Source organism: Vibrio sp. zbq_1 (genome assembly GCF_043102935.1).
Lineage (GTDB): Bacteria > Pseudomonadota > Gammaproteobacteria > Enterobacterales > Vibrionaceae > Vibrio > Vibrio parahaemolyticus.
This window is the reverse complement of sequence record NZ_JBICJH010000004.1, coordinates 355810-370433: the sequence shown is the minus strand read 5'-3', so window position 1 is coordinate 370433 and position 14624 is coordinate 355810. Positions and strand designations below refer to the sequence as shown.

Sequence of the window (14624 nt, the reverse complement as noted above, 5' to 3'; positions counted from 1 at the left end):
CTCCTACTGTTTGTCTTCAGTTGGAGTTTGAACACGCACTTCTACGCCATTACGAACACGCTGTAGACCTTGTGTGATAACAGCTTCACCTTCCTCAAGACCTTCGCGAATGATGATGCCCTGCTCCACTTGCGGGCCAAGTTCAACATTACGACGCTCAGCGACGTTACCTTCCGTTGTCACCATCACGAAGTCACCTTCCAGGTCAGTTTGCACTGCACGACGAGGCACGACGATGACATCTCGCGTATTCTTATCACGTAAGTTGACTTTGATGTGCTGGCCCGGGAGCAGTTTGTGTTCTGGGTTCTGCACCAACGCACGCATAGCAATCGTGCCAGTTTTGGTATCAATACGGTTACCCAAGAAATCAAGCTGACCTAGGTGTTCGAAAAACTGGCCGTTTTCTAGCTCTAGTTGCACTTCCACACCGTTCGACTCGGCCGAACCATCGCCTTTAATTCGATCCATGCCCATCGCTAAACGCTCACGTTCACTGACGCTAAACGAAGTGTGCACAGGATCTAGGCTCACGAGCGTCGTCAGCACACCCGAAGATGGAGAAACCAGATCACCAGTACTCACTTTTGTGTCGCTAATACGACCACTAAACGGCGCTCGGATTTGCGTGTACGAAAGGTTGACTTCTGCAAGTTTAAGCTGTGCATTCGCGGCTTCTAGTTCTGCACGCGCGCCTAGCAATGTTGCTGTCAACGCATCAAATTCCGATTGGGAGATGCTGCCACGAGGAAGCAGGTTTTTACCGCGTTGGTGATCAAGCTCTGCCTTTTTAAGCGAAGCTTTTGCTTGTGCTAACGCTGCTTTCGCACTTGCCACTTGTGCTTCAAAAGAAGAAGGTTCAATAGAATAAAGAAGCTGACCTTTTTCTACCATTTGTCCTTCTTCAAAATGACGAGCTTGTAAATAGCCTGAAATCTGTGCTGTGATATTGGTATCTTCTACCGCTTCAATGCGACCGATATATGATTTACTCGGTTGGTAGTCGATTACCGTGACATCCTGAGTTACGACAAGAGGCGCTTGGCTCTCTCTTTGGGCATTATTCGCTTCTCCGCATCCTGCAAGGATAGCTGTAGCCGCCATTAATGCGACAAGTGGTTTCTTTTGCATGTATTTACCGTCTTTATGGAACAGGATATTGTTGAAAACACACTAACCTTACAGACAGTAGATTCCGAATTCTCCTACATAAATTGCGTAAAATGTTTCTAAATGTAATTAATTGAAACGAGCCGAAATAAAGTTGATGCATTTGAAATCATTTTCAGATCTTCATTCACCCCACAATATAAGCAACCTCTAATCATCAATGTGATGTATGACTCATTCGCTTGCCAATTTTGACCAATAAACTCATCAATAAAAGCGGAATTGTTGCTTAGAGCTGAACAAACTCTCCCCGATTAACCATGAAAACGAATCGCTTTCACTGTAATGCTCGTATTTCGACTATTTTTTTAAAAAAAATGGGTTATCATTCAGATAATTCAAAGCCTTCGACCGAGAGGATGAGCATGATTTCTAAATGGGCGAAACGTTTTTACCAAATGGCTGAACTGGTGGCGTCTTGGAGTAAAGACCCTTCAACGCAGGTAGGTGCGGTGATCACTAAACAGAACCGCATTGTTTCTGTTGGCTTTAACGGTTATCCACACGGTGTTTCGGACAGCGTAGACACCGACGAACGTGAACTGAAATACTTAAAAACTCTGCATGCAGAAGAGAACGCAATTCTCTTTTCAAAACGCGATTTGGATGGTTGTGACATTTGGGTAACGCACTTCCCGTGCCCGAACTGCGCGGCAAAGATCATTCAAACAGGCATTTCGCACGTTCACTGCCCAGAGCAGTCTGAAGACTTTCTATCTCGCTGGGGAGATAAAATCCAAGTGAGCCAAGATATGTTTGATCAGGCGGGTGTTGAGGTAGATTGGCTACCGCTAGACGACATCAATTTCGAGGATAAAGACGTTCGTTAGTCCTTCCAAAAACTACAAAGCCCAGACGCAGAAATTGTCTGGGCTTTTTTGTATCGATGCCACCCGTCACCCATTCAATTGAATTGAGTGGGTGAACGTTCCATCAACCGTGTTTTTTAGCGGTAAGTTCAGCGATTTTTACAATCACAAGGACAGATTTTTCCATCATCTCTACAGAGATAAATTCATGGATACCATGAAAGTTGAAACCACCGGTGAAGATGTTAGGGCAAGGCAATCCCATAAAGGATAACCGCGCGCCATCCGTACCACCACGAATCGGTTTGATCAACGGTTCAACATCACACGCTTCCATTGCCTGTTTCGCTAATTCGATAATGTGAGGGTACGGCTCAACCATTTCGCGCATGTTGTAGTAACTGTCGGTAATCTTAAGTTCGACAGAACCGTGTTTCAGACCTGCGTTCATTTCATCGACAAGTTTTTGCATCAGCGCCTTACGCTCTTCTAACCCTTCACGGTCAAAATCTCGGATGATGTAACCAAGTTCACTGCGGGCGATACCCAATTCTCCCGATTTCAGATGGAAGAAACCCTCATACCCTTCGGTGGTTTCAGGGGTTTGGTCTGCTGGCATTTTAACTTGGAATTGCGCCGCTAAATTCATCGCATTGACCATTTTGCCTTTAGCCGTACCTGGATGAACGCTTACGCCATGGAAAATCACATCGGCGCTTGCCGCATTGAAGTTCTCATATTCAAGTTCGCCTTGCGGGCCACCATCGATAGTGTATGCCCATTTCGCGCCAAACTTCTCAACATCAAACAAATCTGCACCACGACCGATTTCTTCGTCCGGCGTAAAACCGATACAAATGTCACCATGAGGAATGTCTGGATTCTCAATCAACATCGCGATCGCAGACAAAATTTCTGCAATGCCCGCTTTGTTGTCCGCGCCAAGCAACGTTGTGCCATCGGTGGTAATCAAATTGTGGCCGTGTAGGTTGTGCAAGTCTGGGTACTGAACCGGAGATAACACTTCGTCTCCCAACCCAAGTGCAATATCGCCACCTTGATAGTCTTCAACAAATTGCGGATTTACATTCTTACCAGACGCATCTGGTGCAGTATCCATGTGGGCGATAAAGCCGATTGGTGGAACATCGTAATCAACATTCGACGGCAGTTTTGCCATCAAGTAACCGTGTTCATCTAAAGTCACATCGCTCAAACCAAGGTCTAGCATCTCTTGTTTCAACAACTCTGCAAAAACGAGTTGGCCAGGTGAACTTGGGCATTGGGCAACATGGGGATTTGATTGGGTGTCAAACGTGACGTAGCGAAGGAATCTTTCAACTAAATGCTTCATATTTATTCTCATTGTTCTAAGCGATCAACACCAGACTACGCATCGTACTCAAACAAACCGGCAATACTAAGGTTTGCCGAACATAGGTAGCTCTGACGAATGAACTCCAATTACTCTGGATGAGTTCAGCTACCTAATGTTATTTAAATGCGAGGCCGCCTAGTGCCCGTAATAAACCTCACTCCATGTTACGCTCTTAGTTCAATAAGAATTTGCTTTGAATCATTTTTTCATCAGAAAGTCTCGGTTCAGCCTGGCATACATAACGATAACCATTTGTTTTCAATATGTTTAATCTTGGAGTTCTTCTGCTAACACTCGCCATTCTTTGACTTTATTGTGGAAGTGGATCCACTGTTTATCGGTCATGGACTTCGCTACGTTTAACGTCAATTGATCCACTAACCCAAGGTTGTGATCGATATTCTCGGATAGTTGTTCGCTATAATAGCTTTCCGGCTCGAACAATAACTGCATAAATACTTGTTGATAGACAACACTGTTGGACTGATTTTCGAAAAGGTATTCCAACTCTTGATATATTGAAGCGCGATAATTTCGCCAAAGTGGACTATTCAAAATCGTTTGCTGGGAAATTTGTTTTGCGTACCGTTTTTGATCGCTATTCAATTCCCCAATCCATTCTTCTATCAACTCCTCTGTATTCTCTAAAATAATCTCTCTGATCTCTGCTTCGGTTTTATCCGCATATTTTGCGTTTCTTTCTTGATAGTCCTTTCTCACGTTTTGCAAAAACTCTTGTTGTTGCTTTGGCGTCAGTTGTAAGCTCAAAGAGAACAAATCTGGCGCCGATCTCGACACTATACGGTCATAGTGCGCTTTCATTTTTTCTCGGTTTTGCTGTAAAAACGCAAGAGTAATATTGTTTGCATTAATATTCTCAAGCTCTTTTAAGTGATCGATATATAATGGTAATTCTTCTTTCTTATGCCAATCTGCTAATAGCAATAGTCGCTCTTCTAACAACGTTTCTTGTTCATCGTTAAGCGATACGTAGTCATCTAAATATTCAATAACAAACCAATCGATGTTGCTATATAGAAACTTTTTCGTACATCCGGCCAGTAAAATAACCAACAAGAACACGAATCCGTATTGAAGAACTTTATTGGATAAACTCGATAATTTAATCACTTATTCGTATTCCCTTTTCTATTGATTAAGTTCTATACTCAACTTGTATCACTTAATATTGCGGCAAACTTACGCCAGTGTGACAATTGCTCATTGCCACCCTCATAGTATATAGAGTTTGAAATTAACTTTTTGATCACATCTATCCGCAAAAAAGTGAGTTAAAGCGCATTTATCGGTCAATTTTTGTACCGGACAGCGCTCCCTATAACGGCATATTATTTGCATGGATGATTTTAGGATAGGTTATGGAGGCGAAGTATGGCAGCCGCTGAGCAACTTGATACCAGTGTAGAATATGAAATTCGATATTTCGAACAGGGGAAAATGCACAGTATGATCGTCGTCGCCGAAAATAAAAAGGTGGCGCATCAGTATTATCTGGAGTGCGGCAAGCACAACAGTGACTTGTATTCTATTCGCCCAGACAAATGAAAAAACCGCCTTTAATGGCGGTTTTTTCATTTCTGATTTTATAAAAATTATTTAATAATCAAAAGATAAGGTCGCAACACAGCGATGACAGCGTGATTATTTGATATCTCCGAAGCGCTCTAAGTAAAGTACCGTTGCCGCCGTACGAGAAGGTACTTGAAGCTTCTTAAGTAAGCTCTTCATGTGTACTTTTACCGTCGATTCAGAAATAAACAAACGATCGGCAATCTGCTTATTACGGAAGCCTCTTGCCACCTCTCGCAGTATTTGCGTTTCGCGATCCGTTAGCGAATCAAAAACATCTTCATGATCAGAGCGTTCACTCAAATACTTGGCAACCTCTTGGCTGTATGCCTTGTCACCCTGATGGGCCTGTTTGAGTAGCTCAACAAGCTCATCCGGCTCTGTATCTTTTAACAAATAGCCATCCGCGCCACTGCGTACAATCGCTTCAATATCCGCAGGGCTGTCTGAAACGGTCAGAATAACAATCCTCGCCTCACAACCATCTGCTCGCAGCGCTTTTAACGTATCCAGCCCAGACATGCCTTTCATGTTGAGGTCTAGCAGCACCAAATCGAGCTCAAGCTCATGCGCTTTTGCGACTGCATCTGCGCCATTGCTTGCTTCTGCAACGACTTCAAACTCTGGCTCAAAGCTCAGGAGTTGATGGATACCACGTCGCATCAGTGGATGATCATCCACCAGCATTACTTTACACACTGTCAAAGTTTACTTCCTTACTGTGTTGGAATTCGAGTTTTACGGTGCACCCTTTGTTTATTGATGCTTCAATCTGTAGATCGGCGTGCAGTCTCGCTGCTCGCTCTTGCATGATCGTCATACCGTAATGATTAATTTTTTCGTCCTGATGTTCAAAGCCTACCCCGTCATCGGAGACGGTTACTGTGACTTTCCCATCACAATCAAGACATTGAATATGTATATGGTCAGCTTGCGCATGCTTAATCGCATTCAGTGCCGCCTCTCTGATCAACTGTAGTAAATGGACTTGTTGATGCGCATCTAATTCCGTCGATGAAAGTCTATTTTTCAACGTAATTTCTGCCGTTGTTTGCTCATTAAGCGTTTCGACCATCTCTTGCAGCGCTTGGCCAAAACTGCCTTCTTTGATCGTCAGGCGGAATGTCGTCAACAGCTCACGTAACTGGGTATAAGCAGCCGACAAGCCCGTATCCAGCTCTGCAATCACTTGATTGGCTTGAGCAATGGCCTTTTCGTCAGGAAGATTTTTCACGCTTCTCTTTAATAAAGCGACCTGAATTTTCAAATAGGATAACGCTTGAGCCAAAGAGTCGTGAAGTTCGCGAGCAATGGTCGCGCGCTCTTCCATCAACAAAATTTGCTCTGCTTGACGCTGTGCGCGATTGTAATACACCGCTCGCGAGAGAATTTGTACAAAGTTGTCAATTAGCGTCTCGTTCGGGCACGGTAAGCCTGCTTTCCAATATAGAGAACCGAGATGTTCGCCATCTAACGTTAAAGGTTCTGCATGACATTCATCATCACAATCATGGCAGCACTCTTCCCCTTCCGTAAGGATCCAATTAGGCTCTCCCAACTGTTCGATTTCAAGCTTTACCGCTTTAATGCCTTCTAAGCTCGCAATGTGCTTCAAAATCGCCTGGAAATTATCCTGATTAATGCGCGATGCTGTGAGTTCTTTTGAGGAATCATAAAGCACTTCTAAAGACTGATTCGCATGTTGCAACTTGCGAGTTTTCTCGTCTACCGCCTGTTCTAATCCACGATAGAGCTTACCGAGGTCTGTCGCCATCCGATTGAAGGTGCGCGTGAGTATGCCCATTTCGTTGTCACTTGACACCGCTAAATTGATATCAAAAGAGCGATTTTTAATTCGTTCACTTGCGAATACTAGTGCACGCAGCGGCCTCACGACTTCCAAACGGATAAAGTGGACAACAAACATACTGGCGCAAAGAATACCGCCCAACCCTAACCCGCCAATCCAAGCTAAGTTGATGAGCTTCTGCTCAGAAAAGTTTTGCAGCTTAAACACAAAGTCGTCGATCTGCTGAACAAAGCCCGCGACCAAGAGTTGATATTGGCTTGGGTCCTCCCCTCTCAACACCGATTTTAACTCGTGCCATCGCATGATTAAGCGATAGTAATCGTGAGTGATGTCTTCCGGCACAGACCAATGCTGAAGTGCTTTCATCGAAGACGAGTAAATAGAGTGCTCAAATGCGTCAATATGTGAAGAATAATCAACAGATCGAATCTGAATGTCGTGTGCTAAACGATAACTTTGCATGCGCATCGACCCCGCCACGTTGACGGCTTCTGCGTCATTTAGGCTTGACGCAAGGGTAAAAATAGCAAAGCCAGTCGTTGCTACTGATAACAACAAAATCAGAAGCATCGCGGACGCAATCGTGCGCGTTACTGACTTTTTCACATTTTTAAACAATCAGAGTTCCTCGCCTATTAATTGTCCAACTTGTACACGCAATGAACCCATTGACTTTCAACTTTATCAATATGTGATCACCTGCGATGGAATTTATTGATCCAAAACAATATTGCATCCCAATTACCTCCTAAGAGGTATTTATACAAATATGTCAAAAACTACAATTTCGTTAGCTTTAATGACAGTTTATTAATGAAAATTGTGGACTATGCTTAGTTTGGGTTCCAAGTTTCGAGGTGACTAAGTGGTAGACCTTTCCAGAAGAAGACTCTTTGCAAGAAAAACGCATACCGATAACGCCGTTCGCCTACCTTGGTTAGCCCGACCAGAACAGTTCACGGATGGTTGTACTCGTTGCGGAACGTGCATTGACGCCTGCGAAACGAAAATTATAACCAAAAGTGATGGCGGATTCCCTTCAGTCGATTTTTCTATTGATGAATGTACGTTTTGCTATCAATGCGCAGATGTTTGTCCAGAGCCGCTCTTTTTAGCAGAAACCGAGCAACCTTGGCAGGCAAAAGCAGTAATTAATGATAGCTGTTTAGCAAAGCAAAATGTCGAATGCAGAAGCTGTGGGGACATGTGCGACCCAATGGCAATCCAGTTCAAGTTAGAACTGGGAAAAGTAGCACAACCCAATTTAAACCTTGATGAATGCAACGGCTGCGGCGCATGTGTTTCTGTGTGCCCGACTTCATCCATCAATGTGAGCAATATAACAGCCTAAGCCGTATATACGGTAAACGGCAATAAATGAGAGAGCTATATGTCACTAAATGAAGTGCATATTTCAAGTTTGGTAGTGCACGTGCTGCCCGAGCATCTGGATGAAATTAAGACGCAAATTGAAACGTATGAAAACGCGGAAATTTACGGAGACAGTCCAGAAGGCAAAATCGTTGTAGTGCTTGAAACCGAAAACCAAGGTTTCATCACAGACACTATTGATGCCATTAACAATTTACCGAATGTTTTGAGCACAGTATTGGTTTATCACCAAATCGAAACTGCGCTTGAAGAAACGGATGAAGAAGACACTGGAACACAACATTCCCAAATCGAGGGTGAAGTATGAAAATGACAAGACGTGCGTTTGTGAAAGCAAACGCGGCTGCATCAGCTGCTGCTGTCGCAGGTATTACACTACCAGCATCTGCAGCGAACCTGATTGCAAGCTCTGATCAAACCAAAATCACATGGGACAAAGCGCCTTGTCGTTTTTGTGGTACAGGCTGTTCTGTTCTTGTTGGTACTCAAAACGGCAAAGTCGTTGCTACTCAGGGTGACCCAGAAGCACCAGTAAACAAAGGCCTAAACTGTATCAAAGGCTACTTCCTTTCTAAGATCATGTACGGTCAAGACCGTCTGACTCAACCTCTTCTTCGTATGAAAGACGGCAAATACCACAAAGATGGCGAGTTTACGCCAGTTTCGTGGGACGTTGCATTCGATACGATGGCAGAAAAATGGAAAGCATCTCTAGAGAGAAAAGGCCCGACTAGCGTTGGTATGTTTGGCTCTGGCCAATGGACTGTAATGGAAGGTTACGCGGCAGCGAAAATGATGAAAGCCGGTTTCCGTTCTAACAACATTGACCCTAACGCTCGTCACTGTATGGCGTCTGCGGTAGTAGGTTTCATGCGTGCTTTCGGTATCGATGAACCTATGGGCTGTTACGATGACTTCGAGAACGCTGATGCATTCGTGCTTTGGGGTTCGAACATGGCAGAAATGCACCCAGTACTATGGACTCGTATTACTGACCGTCGCCTGAGCCACCCTCATGTTCGCGTAAACGTACTTTCAACTTACTACCACCGTTCATTCGAGTTGGCAGATCACGGCTACATTTTTAACCCACAGTCTGACCTTGCGATTGCTAACTTTATCGCGAACTACATCATCGAAAACGATGCAGTTAACTGGGATTTCGTGAACAAGCACACGAACTTTACTCAAGCAGACACCGACATCGGTTACGGTCTGCGTGACGACGACCCGCTACAAAAAGCAGCGAAAAACCCTAACTCAGGCAAACTGACGTCAATCTCTTTCGAAGAGTACAAGAAGTCTGTAGCGCCATACACGGTCGAGAAAGCGTCTGAGATCTCGGGTGTTGAGAAAGAAAAACTGATTGAGCTTGCGAAGCAATACGCCGATCCAAACACGAAAGTAATGTCACTTTGGACAATGGGTATGAACCAACATACTCGCGGCGTGTGGATGAACAACTTGGTTTACAACATCCACCTTCTAACCGGTAAAATCGCCACTCCGGGTAATAGCCCATTCTCACTAACTGGTCAGCCATCGGCGTGTGGTACAGCTCGTGAAGTTGGTACGTTTGCTCACCGTCTACCTGCGGACATGGTGGTTGCTAACCCTAAACACCGCCAAATCGCAGAAAAAATCTGGAAACTGCCTGAAGGCACGATTCCACCAAAACCAGGTTTCCACGCGGTACTTCAAGACCGTATGCTGAACGATGGTGTACTGAACTGTTACTGGGTTCAATGTAACAACAACATGCAAGCTGGTCCGAACATTAACACTGAACGTCTGCCAGGCTACCGTAACCCAGAAAACTTCATCGTTGTTTCTGACCCATACCCAACGGCTACCGCTCAAGCGGCTGACCTTATCCTTCCAACAGCAATGTGGATTGAAAAAGAAGGCGCTTACGGTAACGCAGAACGTCGTACTCAAGCTTGGTACCAACAAGTAGGCACGGTAGGCGACGCTAAGTCTGACCTATGGCAGGTAATGGAGTTCTCTAAACGCTTCAAGATGGAAGAAGTATGGCCAGAAGAACTTCTAGCGAAAGCGCCTCAGTACCGTGGCAAAACCATGTACGACATGCTGTTCAAAAACGGCCAAGTTGACAAGTTCCCGCTTGAAGAGGCACGTGAACTGAACGACGATTCGCACCACTTCGGTTTCTACGTTCAAAAAGGTCTGTTTGAAGAATACGCAACGTTCGGCCGCGGCCATGGTCACGACTTAGCACCATACGATGTGTACCACACCGTACGCGGTCTACGTTGGCCAGTCGTTGATGGTAAAGAAACACAGTGGCGCTTTAAAGAAGGCTCGGACCCATACGCGAAAGCGGGTTCTGGTTGGGATTTCTACGGCAATGCCGACGGTAAAGCGAAGATCATCTCTGCACCGTACGAAGCGCCACCTGAAGTGCCAGATTCAGAATTCGACCTATGGCTATGTACAGGCCGTGTTCTTGAGCACTGGCACACTGGTACCATGACTCGTCGTGTACCTGAGCTGTACAAAGCAGTACCGGATGCGGTGTGTTACATGCACCCAGAAGATGCGAAAGCGCGCAACGTACGTCGCGGTGAAGAAGTGGTTATCGCGAACAAACGTGGCGAAGTACGCGTTCGCGTTGAAACACGCGGTCGTAACCGTCCGCCAAAAGGCTTGGTATTCGTACCGTTCTTTGATGCTCGTATTTTGATCAACAAGCTAATCCTTGATGCGACTGACCCTCTGTCTAAACAGACAGACTTTAAGAAGTGTCCAGTCAAAATCACTAAGGTTGCTTAACCGTCAAATCACGAACGTAAAGGCCGTCATAGCGGCGGCCTCATAAAGAATTTAAGCCATATAGGCGGAGATGAAATGATGAAAAAATTACTTGTCGCACTTTTATCTGTAGGTGCATTAGTAACAGGCATTGCGCAAGCAGAGTTGGACAATCCAGGAGGCACAGGTGGCCTTGAGTCACTACGTGGAATGACTCAACTGGAAGACACTCGCCCTGCAGACGAATTTAAAGATTTTCCGAAAGACCAAATCGTTGAAGACAGCTTTGTTTATCAGCCACCGTTGATTCCACATAGCATTCGTAGCTACGAAGTGTCACTGAACGCAAACAAGTGTCTTGCATGTCATAGCTGGAAAAACGCGAAAGAGTCTGGCGCAACAAAAATCAGTGTAACGCACTATGTAAACCGCCAAGATGCAGTACTTGCTGATGTCTCTCCTCGTCGTTACTTCTGTCTGCAATGTCACGTTCCACAAACCAATGCGAAACCGCTAGTGGAAAATGAATTCCAGTCAGTTGATTCACTTCAGTAGTTGAAACGCAAGTACTAAGAGGTCATTTATGAAAATACTTAAAGCGTTTTGGAAGAGGCTGAAGAACCCAAGTAAAGCTGCCGCTGGTGTGGTTTTATTCTTAGGCTTTGCCGGTGGTCTTCTGTTTTGGGGCGCATTCAACACGGGTATGGAAGCAACGAATACGGAAGAATTCTGTTCTGGATGTCACGCACCTATCGTGAAAGAAATCCAAGAGACGATCCACTACTCTAACCGTTCAGGCGTTCGTGCAATCTGTTCTGACTGTCACGTACCACATGAATGGACAGATAAGATCGTACGTAAAGTTCAAGCGTCAAAAGAACTGTTTGCACACTACGTTCTTGGCACCATTGATACACCAGAGAAGTTCCAAGCTCGTCGTGGCCATCTAGCCGAGCGCGAATGGGCTCGTATGAAGAAGAATGACTCTCTAGAGTGTCGTAACTGTCACGAGTTTGATTACATGGACTACTCACAGCAGGGCTCGCGTGCTGCGGCTCAACACTCAACAGCATTAGCTTCTGGCGACAAGACCTGTGTAGATTGTCACAAAGGTATTGCTCACAAGCTGCCTGACATGAGTGGCGTTGAAGGCTGGCAATAAGGAGACAAACCATGAGTACTTTAGAATCTGTGATTTGGCATATCCTTGGATACAGCGCAATGCCAGTGATTATTCTTTCCGGCTTTGTAGGAGTAGCAGCAGTCTCTTTATGGCTACTCTCACTAGGTAAGGATAAAGAGGTATAACCGCAAGGTTAGTTCATCTCTACCCCGTCAACTTTTTATTGCCTATTTTGTTGACACTAAGCGCCGAGCAAATGCTCGGCGCTTTTTTGTTTATAGTGTAATGGCAGCTTATCCGACCATAAAAAAAGCGACCATGTAGGCCGCTAAAGATTACTGCTATAGGGAGTTTTAAGACTCTTTCACTGGCAGAACTTGCTTAACGTATTGTCCTGGCGCTTCATCAATCACTGGGTAATTTTCTGAGCCCACAGGGAATGGCTCAATCTGCTCTTGCGGGTTGTATTGCAATAACCATTCGTTCCAATGCGTCCACCAAGAACCTTCTTTGTGTTCTGCATTGCTCAACCACTCATCAGCTGAGTCATCAAGAGTGTCATTTAACCAGTAGCCATATTTGTTTTTAGCAGGATGGTTAACAATACCAGCAATATGGCCCGATTCGCCTAATACAAAGGTCTTATTGCCGCCAGTGTGCAATGCACCTCGGTATGTGCCTTGCCAAAGCGCGATGTGATCTTCTTTCGTCGACACAAAATAACTAGGAATTTTGATCTTGTTGAGATCAATCCACACTCCGCCAATTTTAACGCCTTTGTCTTGCACGAGTTTGTTCTCTAGATAGAGCTCGCGAAGCAAGAAGTTATGAGACGCGGCACTAACGTTGGTGCTATCGCTGTTCCAGTACAACAAGTCGAAATCAACCGGACTGTTACCTTTCAAGTAATTGTCGACGTAGTAGTTCCAGTACAAGCTGTTTTCACGCAACAAGCTGAATGTTACGCTCAGTGAACGACCATCCATGTAACCTTTTGCGTTGTTCTGCGTCTCGATAGCGCTAATGATTGTGTCGTTAATGTACGCGCCGACTTCGCCCGGTTGAGAGAAATCCAAAAGCGTTGTGAAGAACGTCGCCGATTTGATGCGCTTCTTCATACGTTTTGCTGCATAGTACGCAACAGTGCTCGCTAAAACCGTACCACCAATGCAGTAACCAGCCGCGTTGATTTGCTCTTGCCCTGTGATTTCTTCAATCGCAGAAACCGCTTTCACAACGCCTTCAGTAACGTAATCACCAAATTCAACATGCGCTTGCGCTTTACCTGGATTACGCCAAGAAATCATGAACACACTGTGGCCTTGTTCAAGCAACCAGCGAACCATCGAGTTCTTCGCAGTGAGGTCAAGAATGTAGTATTTGTTGATGAAAGGCGGAACGATAAGCAGTGGTGTCGCGTTGACTTTTTCGGTTAACGGACGATATTGAATAAGCTCAAACAACTCATTCTGAAACACCACATCGCCAGCGGTTGTCGCAACGTCATCACCCACTCGGAAAGCGTTGTTGTTCGTCATACGCACTTTTAAAATGTCTGCGCTCGACTCAACGTCTTCTTTCAACTGCTCTAAGCCAGCCAGTAGATTTTGACCGTTTTGCTCAAGTGTCAGCTTCAAAAGCTCTGGGTTAGTTGCGATGAAGTTGGAAGGAGAAAGGGCGTTAATGGCTTGGCGAGAGAAGAAAATAATACGTTCTTTCGTCTTTTCGTCTAAGCCTTCCAAAGACTCGATGGTATCAAGATAGGTCTTACTGAATAAAAGGTAGGATTGTTTGATGAAGCTATACATGGCTTCATTTTGCCACGCTTCGTTTGAGAAACGCTTATCCCCTTTTTCAGCTTCAATGATTTGTGCTTGATTCCCCGCCAATGCAACATTCTGCCAAATTTGCAGTTGCTGTTCCCACCACTGTGCTTGCAGCTTTAAAATCGCAGCAGGCTGATTCGCAGCTTGTTCGAACAGTTTGGCAGTATCCTCAAAGTTCACTTCTTGCATGGCCTTGTTTAAAGGAGAGTTCACGACTGCCTTGTTCACTTCGAAATCATGCCACCACTGATGATTGGTTTCCTGAAGCTTCACAAGATAGTCCGAAAAGAAGTGTTGAAACATAGTCTTACTCCTATATTCGGAAAAAACAACGCCGCCCAAATCTAGGGGCGGCGAGAATCGGACAAATTACGCAGGAGTAACAGTCTTTAGATTTTCCGAAGTCATTTTCTCAACGTCTTCTTTGAACTCTTTTGCAATGGCTTGAAGCTTGTTGCTGTCATCCATCATTTGCTGAGAAAGCTTAGTAAGTACGCTTAGCTGTTGGCTGTTGAAAGCAGTTAGTGATGTCACGTCTTTGATTTCTGACGCTGCTTTCATCTGGTTTAGACCCACTTCGCTGTAAGTGCGAATTGCGTTCAGTTGAAGCTCAGTCAACACTTCTACGTTTTTTGTCACTAGCTTGTTGAACTTCAAGTAAGGTTCTAGATTTTTTTCAGTTTGATCGCTAAATGTTTTGAAAAAATCAGTGTACATGGTTTATCTCCTAGAGAAAGAATTAAAAATGTCCGTT

At 44.8% G+C, this 14624-nt stretch carries 15 protein-coding genes; 8 read left to right on the top strand and 7 right to left on the bottom strand.

Annotated elements, in window-relative coordinates; translation table 11 throughout:
* Positions 1-3 precede the first annotated feature (3 nt).
* Positions 4-1131 (bottom strand): multidrug efflux RND transporter periplasmic adaptor subunit VmeY, encoded by a 1128-nt coding sequence (gene vmeY / locus ACF8CV_RS02130; RefSeq protein ID WP_069523055.1) that lies wholly within the window; start codon positions 1129-1131, stop codon positions 4-6.
* 404 nt (positions 1132-1535) lie between these two features.
* Here vmeY and ACF8CV_RS02125 point away from each other — a divergent pair, with 404 nt between their 5' ends.
* Positions 1536-2000: a dCMP deaminase family protein gene (locus ACF8CV_RS02125; protein WP_005463512.1), complete on the top strand. Its 465-nt coding sequence runs from the start codon at positions 1536-1538 to the stop codon at positions 1998-2000.
* 103 nt (positions 2001-2103) lie between these two features.
* Here ACF8CV_RS02125 and pepT read toward each other — a convergent pair whose 3' ends face one another.
* Positions 2104-3333, bottom strand: a complete 1230-nt coding sequence (gene pepT, locus ACF8CV_RS02120) for a peptidase T (RefSeq protein ID WP_020841896.1) — start codon at positions 3331-3333, stop codon at positions 2104-2106.
* Between the two features lie 291 nt (positions 3334-3624).
* A complete protein-coding gene (locus ACF8CV_RS02115; protein WP_138937142.1) occupies positions 3625-4488 on the bottom strand; it encodes a DUF6279 family lipoprotein in 864 nt (287 codons plus the stop codon).
* A 261-nt stretch (positions 4489-4749) separates the two neighbouring features.
* Between ACF8CV_RS02115 and ACF8CV_RS02110 the strand changes: the two genes are divergently transcribed.
* A complete protein-coding gene (locus ACF8CV_RS02110) occupies positions 4750-4923 on the top strand; it encodes a hypothetical protein (RefSeq protein WP_005463506.1) in 174 nt (57 codons plus the stop codon).
* A 96-nt stretch (positions 4924-5019) separates the two neighbouring features.
* On the opposite strand, the gene ACF8CV_RS02105 is transcribed toward ACF8CV_RS02110, so the two are convergent.
* Together ACF8CV_RS02105 and narQ are read right to left on the bottom strand one after the other, a co-directional pair.
* Positions 5020-5652 carry a response regulator gene (locus ACF8CV_RS02105; RefSeq protein ID WP_005485085.1) on the bottom strand — a complete coding sequence of 211 codons (633 nt, stop codon included), beginning with the start codon at positions 5650-5652 and terminating at the stop codon, positions 5020-5022.
* A complete protein-coding gene (gene narQ, locus ACF8CV_RS02100; protein ID WP_005477087.1) occupies positions 5639-7375 on the bottom strand; it encodes a nitrate/nitrite two-component system sensor histidine kinase NarQ in 1737 nt (578 codons plus the stop codon). The genes ACF8CV_RS02105 and narQ overlap by 14 nt, the downstream gene beginning before the upstream one ends.
* A gap of 247 nt (positions 7376-7622) precedes the next feature.
* Here narQ and napF point away from each other — a divergent pair, with 247 nt between their 5' ends.
* The 6 genes from napF to ACF8CV_RS02070 all read left to right on the top strand — a co-directional run bounded on the left by napF (position 7623) and on the right by ACF8CV_RS02070 (position 12229).
* Positions 7623-8108, top strand: coding sequence for a ferredoxin-type protein NapF (napF, locus tag ACF8CV_RS02095; RefSeq protein WP_138937143.1), 486 nt, complete (start codon positions 7623-7625; stop codon positions 8106-8108).
* Positions 8109-8147: 39 nt separating this feature from the next.
* Positions 8148-8456 (top strand): chaperone NapD, encoded by a 309-nt coding sequence (locus ACF8CV_RS02090; RefSeq protein ID WP_005463501.1) that lies wholly within the window; start codon positions 8148-8150, stop codon positions 8454-8456.
* Positions 8453-10942 (top strand): periplasmic nitrate reductase subunit alpha, encoded by a 2490-nt coding sequence (gene napA, locus ACF8CV_RS02085; protein WP_005499273.1) that lies wholly within the window; start codon positions 8453-8455, stop codon positions 10940-10942. The genes ACF8CV_RS02090 and napA overlap by 4 nt, the downstream gene beginning before the upstream one ends.
* Before the next feature lie 78 nt (positions 10943-11020).
* Positions 11021-11476: a nitrate reductase cytochrome c-type subunit gene (locus tag ACF8CV_RS02080; RefSeq protein WP_011106440.1), complete on the top strand. Its 456-nt coding sequence runs from the start codon at positions 11021-11023 to the stop codon at positions 11474-11476.
* 28 nt (positions 11477-11504) lie between these two features.
* On the top strand, positions 11505-12083 hold the full coding sequence (locus tag ACF8CV_RS02075; RefSeq protein ID WP_005463498.1) for a NapC/NirT family cytochrome c: 579 nt from the start codon (positions 11505-11507) through the stop codon (positions 12081-12083).
* 11 nt (positions 12084-12094) lie between these two features.
* Positions 12095-12229, top strand: a complete 135-nt coding sequence (locus ACF8CV_RS02070) for a TIGR02808 family protein (protein WP_005463497.1) — start codon at positions 12095-12097, stop codon at positions 12227-12229.
* 168 nt (positions 12230-12397) lie between these two features.
* On the opposite strand, the gene phaC is transcribed toward ACF8CV_RS02070, so the two are convergent.
* The gene (gene phaC / locus ACF8CV_RS02065; RefSeq protein WP_005485133.1) at positions 12398-14173 is read right to left on the bottom strand and encodes a class I poly(R)-hydroxyalkanoic acid synthase; all 1776 of its coding nucleotides are present in this window, start codon (positions 14171-14173) and stop codon (positions 12398-12400) included.
* 66 nt (positions 14174-14239) lie between these two features.
* Positions 14240-14587, bottom strand: coding sequence for a phasin family protein (locus ACF8CV_RS02060; RefSeq protein ID WP_005398278.1), 348 nt, complete (start codon positions 14585-14587; stop codon positions 14240-14242).
* Positions 14588-14624: the final 37 nt, after the last annotated feature.